Source organism: Actinomadura chokoriensis (genome assembly GCF_041463665.1).
Classification (GTDB): Bacteria; Actinomycetota; Actinomycetes; order Streptosporangiales; family Streptosporangiaceae; genus Spirillospora; species Spirillospora chokoriensis_A.
Window position 1 is genome coordinate 1 of sequence record NZ_JAXCEJ010000057.1, and the last position, 4,740, is coordinate 4,740.

The 4,740-nt window shown below is 71.5% G+C and carries 7 protein-coding genes; 1 reads left to right on the plus strand and 6 read right to left on the minus strand.

Features of this window, described 5'->3' with window-relative positions:
- Positions 1–137: 137 nt before the first annotated feature.
- Both SM418_RS37695 and SM418_RS37700 read right to left on the minus strand, forming a co-directional pair.
- Positions 138–335, minus strand: a complete 198-nt coding sequence (locus SM418_RS37695; RefSeq protein ID WP_371946435.1) for a hypothetical protein — start codon at positions 333–335, stop codon at positions 138–140.
- The gene (locus tag SM418_RS37700) at positions 328–621 is read right to left on the minus strand and encodes a hypothetical protein (RefSeq protein ID WP_371946436.1); all 294 of its coding nucleotides are present in this window, start codon (positions 619–621) and stop codon (positions 328–330) included. The genes SM418_RS37695 and SM418_RS37700 overlap by 8 nt, the downstream gene beginning before the upstream one ends.
- A gap of 86 nt (positions 622–707) precedes the next feature.
- On the opposite strand from SM418_RS37700, the gene SM418_RS37705 reads away from it, so the two are divergent.
- Positions 708–968 carry a GntR family transcriptional regulator gene (locus tag SM418_RS37705; RefSeq protein WP_371946437.1) on the plus strand — a complete coding sequence of 87 codons (261 nt, stop codon included), beginning with the start codon at positions 708–710 and terminating at the stop codon, positions 966–968.
- 404 nt (positions 969–1,372) lie between these two features.
- Here the strand turns inward: SM418_RS37705 and SM418_RS37710 are convergent, their stop codons facing one another.
- The 4 genes from SM418_RS37710 to SM418_RS37725 all read right to left on the minus strand — a co-directional run.
- Complete coding sequence (locus tag SM418_RS37710) at positions 1,373–2,038, minus strand: NUDIX domain-containing protein (protein ID WP_371946438.1); 666 nt, start codon at positions 2,036–2,038, stop codon at positions 1,373–1,375.
- 173 nt (positions 2,039–2,211) lie between these two features.
- The gene (locus tag SM418_RS37715; RefSeq protein WP_371946439.1) at positions 2,212–4,152 is read right to left on the minus strand and encodes an FtsK/SpoIIIE domain-containing protein; all 1,941 of its coding nucleotides are present in this window, start codon (positions 4,150–4,152) and stop codon (positions 2,212–2,214) included.
- A 77-nt stretch (positions 4,153–4,229) separates the two neighbouring features.
- Positions 4,230–4,439 (minus strand): hypothetical protein, encoded by a 210-nt coding sequence (locus tag SM418_RS37720; RefSeq protein ID WP_371946440.1) that lies wholly within the window; start codon positions 4,437–4,439, stop codon positions 4,230–4,232.
- Positions 4,440–4,454: 15 nt separating this feature from the next.
- Positions 4,455–4,740: winged helix-turn-helix transcriptional regulator (locus tag SM418_RS37725; RefSeq protein ID WP_371946441.1), on the minus strand; the 286-nt coding region annotated here is incomplete at its 5' end.

A 4,740-nucleotide genomic window follows, 5' to 3' on the forward strand; every position in this document is an offset into this window, starting at 1 on the left:
ATGTCCGGCGGTATACGAGGACGGGTGCCAAATGGGCCGGGGTGCCGGGAAAGGTCCCCAGGTGGAGGTGTGGAGGGGATGGCCCTGCCGGGACCTCGGGGGCGGGTACGACCGGCAGGGCCATCCCGGTCTAGGTGTCAGGCTGGCTCGTCCTGCTCGTCCTGGTCGGTGGGCAGGATGCTGGACGGGTCGGTGACGGCGTCGGCGAGCTCCTGGACGCGGTCGGGGTCCTCCCGCTTCCCCATGAGCCAGTACGCCGATTCCGGGACGATCGCGTCCATGAGCGCCTTGTAGGCCTCGAGTTGCTCGGGTAGGCCCGGTTCGCGGTCAGCCATGGGTGCCGCTTTGCAGGTTCCCCAGGATCGCGACCGCCGCGCCGACGATGTCGCCCGCTTCGGCGAGCGGCTCGCCCGCGCAGTCGAAGAACCACCACGCGTCACGGTCGAGTGGCCACGGTCGGCAGAAGATCGTGTCGGCCTGCTGTCCGCCGTCGTTGAGGATGGCGAGGTTGTCCGCGTCGATGCGGGTGAGGACGCCACGGACGTTGAGATTCGCTGCCAGTGCCGCGAGGCGTGCCTCTGCGTGCTGGCGCTGCTGTGCTTCCTGTGCCGGGGTAGTCATGGCGTCACCGTACGCCTACTTGTCATATGACGTCACGTGGTGAGACGTGACGGTAGGCATTGCCTTGAGGCACCTAGCGTCATCACATGACCGTTGATCTTGACGGGCCGGAACCGTTGTACGAGCAGATCGCCGAGGTGCTCGCCGGCCGGATCGCTGATGGCACCTACCCGCCGCGGCGGCGTATCCCGTCGGAGGCTGCGATCTGTGAGGAGTTCGGGGTGGCGCGTCCGACCGCGCGGTCAGCGGTCCGGTTGCTGGTCGAGCGTGGCCTTGTCCAGGTGGTTCGCGGCAAGGGCGCGTATGTCGTCGAGACGGCCGGCGAGGTCGACCAGGCGGACGAGTAGCTTCCCGGCGAGATCAAGCGCGGTCGCGAGGCCGTCACGGACAGCGAGAAAACTGTCGCAGATCTGCGACAGTTCTCCGAGCCTGCCGAACCGTGGACGGGTGACGAGTGGGGCGGCTGGTCGCAGTGGGAGGACATGCCCACGATCGCCCCCGCCGGCGCGCACGTGGGGTGGACCGTCCGTAGTCCCCAAAATTTTGGAGAGCGGCCCTCCCGCCCGCGCGCACGTGGGGTGGACCCTCCTGGACGTGCGAGAGCGGCGACGCGGGGGACCCCGGCACAGGGTGTGTTCGCGTCGCCGCTCTTGTGGTCTCACCGTAGGCCGCCGCCGGGTTGGGGCGCCAGGGCTCGACGGTGGGCCTTTCGCATGGGGTGGGTCCGGGCTGTGACGGTTCGTCGGTGACGTCAGAGCGCGTCTTTGAGCATCTGGACGTGCGCGCGGAAGACGTGACCGCCGAAGGTTTCGGCGAGGTCGGCGGTCAGGGCGGGGTAGGAGTCCGCGCGGACCCACGCGGCGCGGCGGGCGTCGTCGGCGCCGGCTACCGCGGGAAAGGCGTCGCGGGCGATCCGGCCGAGGTAGGCCACGCACAGCGTGGTGACCATCCATGCCTCATCGCTGGCTCGGGGGTCGGGGACGTACCGCGGCGCCGTCGCCGTCCAGTGCGCGCCGGGGATGTCGAGCCCGGTCTCTTCGGCGAGCTCGCGGATCGCGGCGGCGGTGGCGTCGGTGTCTTCGGGGTCGACCTTCCCGCCGGGGATCGCCCAGCCGTGCCCGTCCTCACGCTCGATCATCAGGGCCCACAGGCAGCCGTCGATGTCGCGGGCCAGGACCAGGGCGTCTGCGCACTGGCACTCGCCCCAGTGGCCCAGCTCGTTACGGCCGCGTGTGATGCCGGTCTTCTCGCACGGGTTCACCGGCCGGCCGTCCACCACGGGGAACGGGATGGCCGCGGCTGCCTGCCGGGTCGTCCAGTCGATGCGGGTCGGGTCGGTTTCGGGGTCGGCCCACCCGCCGCGGACACCGGTGGTGAGCACGTCGGGGTGGGTGTAGGTGCGTGGCTGGCTGGTCATGGCAGGTTCCTCCCAGGAGTGGGTTCTTCTGGTGGCCGCCGCACGGGCCTCTACCGGCTCTAGCGGCTCTAGTTCGCAGGTCAGGGGGGTCTTGTCGGCTAGGGGGAGGGTCTAGTTCCTAGAGGCTGAGGGCCTAGAACTAGACCCTCCCCAGACGCCGGTTAGGGCCGGTTTCAGAGGCGGTCCAGGGCGCTTGTGACGTCGTCGCGGCGGTACCCGTTGCGGTTGCGGCCGTCCAGGTCGACCTGGCGGGGGGTGACGCCGAGCGGCTTGAGCGCGCCGGCGAGTTTGGCGGCGTCCCACCCGCCGAACTCGGGACGCTGGGTGAGCGCGGGAAGCATCTCGGCGGTGTGGGCGCCCTTGGGGTGGCGGCCCATGGCGTCCAGGACGGCGGTCAGCAGCCGCACGTCGGGGCGGTCCGCGGTCGCCGGGAGCGTCCCGGCCTCCTCACGCAGGGCGTAGGCGCGGCGCGCGATCCCGGCGACCTCATCGTCGCTGAGGTAGGCCGAGCGGGTCTGTACCGGGTCGGCGCCTTCGGCCAGGACGTACCCTGCGCCGCGCTGGGTGGCGTCGAACACCGCCGCGGAGTAGCCCTGACCGGCGCGGCCCGATCCGAGGATGGTGTCGGAGGCGTCCGGGGTGGTGCACCGCAGCGCCCACCGGATCGACAGGATGTCGCGCAGCCGGGTGGGGACGACGTCGGCGGCCGGCCGCTGCGTGATCGTGCCGGTGATCATCCCTGCGGCGCGGCCACGCCCGACCAGGTCAGCGATGCCGGTGATGAACTCCTTGCCCTGCTTGGCGTCGCCGTCGCCCAGGGAGAATTTCTGGATCTCATCGACGTGGAACACGATCGGGTGCAGTCCCAGCCGAGCGGCGACGTCGCGGGTGAGTTTGCGTTCCCCGGCTTTGCGGAGCAGCGCGTACCGGCGTGCCATCTCTTCCTGCAGGTCGGCCACCATGGACATGATCAGGCCGTGTTCGGGGCGTTCCAGGACCCGGTGTGCGACCGGTTCCCAGTCGGCCAGGTCGAACCCGCCTTTCCCGTCGGCGAGCCACAGCTCGACGTAGGGGTCGAGCGCGGCGAACGCCAGGACGTTGTTCGCGGCGACGGACTTGCCGCCGCCGGGTTCCCCGCCGATCAGGTACGAACGCTCCACGAGCGAGAACTCCACGGCCCGGCCGCGGGCGTCGCGGCCGGCGAACACGCGGCCGGTCCAGAAGTCGACCGGGTCACGGCGGTTGACCAGCGGGGAGGTGACGGCGTCGCCTTGCATGGGGTCGGTGTCGGCGACCCACAGCCCGATCCGCCCGGCGTGGCCCTTGACCGGGTCGACCGCGAGCTGGACGACGTCGACGCCGATCGAGGACGCCAGTTCGGCGCGGCGTTTGGCTGCGTGCTTGGCGGTGGTCCCGGCGGGGAGCTCCACCATGGCCTCCCACGCGCCGGCGACGCGGGTGATGGGCCCGATGACGCGGATGTCGTCGGCCTTGCCGAGCTTGGCGTCAGCGACGGCGCGGCGGACCGCTTTGGAACCGGGGTGGGTGCCGAGCGCTTTGCGTCCGGTGTCGGCGCCGCCGCGCAGCGAAGCCAGGTAGCGGCGTTCGGCTGCGCCGGTCAAGGCCAGGACCAGCAGCAGCCCTGCGACGGGGACCAGCGGCGACAGCAGCACCCAGGACGCAGCTCCGCCGGCCGCGACCGTGGCGGCGGTGCCGGCCGCGGCCTTCTTACGGGTCTGCCGCACGTCCAGGACGAGCCGCGGGTTGGACGCTAGTTGCGCGTCCAGTTCCCGCGCGCACACCCACGACCAGAACATCCCCAGGCAGCGCAGGGCGCCCGGGACGCCGTAGCGCAGTTCGTGACGCAGCACCGCCGCCGCCACCAGGTCGGGGCGTTTGACGATTTCCATCGCCCGGTATCCCGCCATGCGCGCGGCGGCCGTCATCTCCGTCAGCGTGTCGGGGCGGACGTTGACGGGCCCGGCCGCGGCGGGGACGATCTCGCCTTCGAGTACCTCCTCGGTGTCGTCGGTGTCCGTGTCGACCACCGCGGCGGCCCGGTCGGGCTTGTGGAGCTGGACCACGTCGGCGGTGTGGCCGTCGGGCAGTGCCATGATTGAGACTCCTCTCGGTGAGAGGGAGCGGGCGGCGGCCGTGGCCTGGTGAAGCTGGCCGCCGCCCGCGCCGGGTTCTACCTGGTGGTCTTGGGGATCGAGCGGCACAGGCCCGCGTGCCCGTTGGCGGCGGTCCGGGCGGTCGGCAGCGGCTGCCCGAACTCCTCGCCCTGGTCGCAGCCCTGGCACTCCCACCAGTAGCCGTCCGGTCCGGCCGTGACGTGGACGTGGGCGCCGCCGAGGGTCTGGAACCGGATCATCGGCTTCGTGGTCGTGTTGGTGGACATGTGTTCCTCCCGTGGTTACTGGTTGTCGAGCTCGGTCAGGTGACGGCGGACGGTCGTGACGGACTTGCCGACCGCTTCGGCGATCTGCGCCGGGGTCGCGTCGGGGTTCTGCGCGATGTGGTCGGCGATGCGGCGGCGGGTCTCCTGGCCCTGGTGGCGGCGTGCTGCAGCCGCCGAAGCGACCCGATCCGGGCCGGTGTCGGCCGGGACGGGTCCGGGCTGGTCGCCGTCGATTTGGTGCGTCCCGTTCACCGGGCCGGTACCGGCGCCGGTGGCGGGCGTCGCGCCGTTCGATGCGGCG

Excerpts from the sequence above, each read along its gene's own strand:
- SM418_RS37720 (WP_371946440.1), bottom strand. The coding sequence starts at position 4,439 with ATGTCCACCAACACGACCACGAAGCCGATGATCCGGTTCCAGACCCTC.
- SM418_RS37700 (WP_371946436.1), bottom strand. The coding sequence starts at position 621 with ATGACTACCCCGGCACAGGAAGCACAGCAGCGCCAGCACGCAGAGGCA.
- SM418_RS37705 (WP_371946437.1), top strand. The coding sequence starts at position 708 with ATGACCGTTGATCTTGACGGGCCGGAACCGTTGTACGAGCAGATCGCC.
- SM418_RS37715 (WP_371946439.1), bottom strand. The coding sequence starts at position 4,152 with ATGGCACTGCCCGACGGCCACACCGCCGACGTGGTCCAGCTCCACAAG.
- SM418_RS37695 (WP_371946435.1), bottom strand. The coding sequence starts at position 335 with ATGGCTGACCGCGAACCGGGCCTACCCGAGCAACTCGAGGCCTACAAG.
- SM418_RS37710 (WP_371946438.1), bottom strand. The coding sequence starts at position 2,038 with ATGACCAGCCAGCCACGCACCTACACCCACCCCGACGTGCTCACCACC.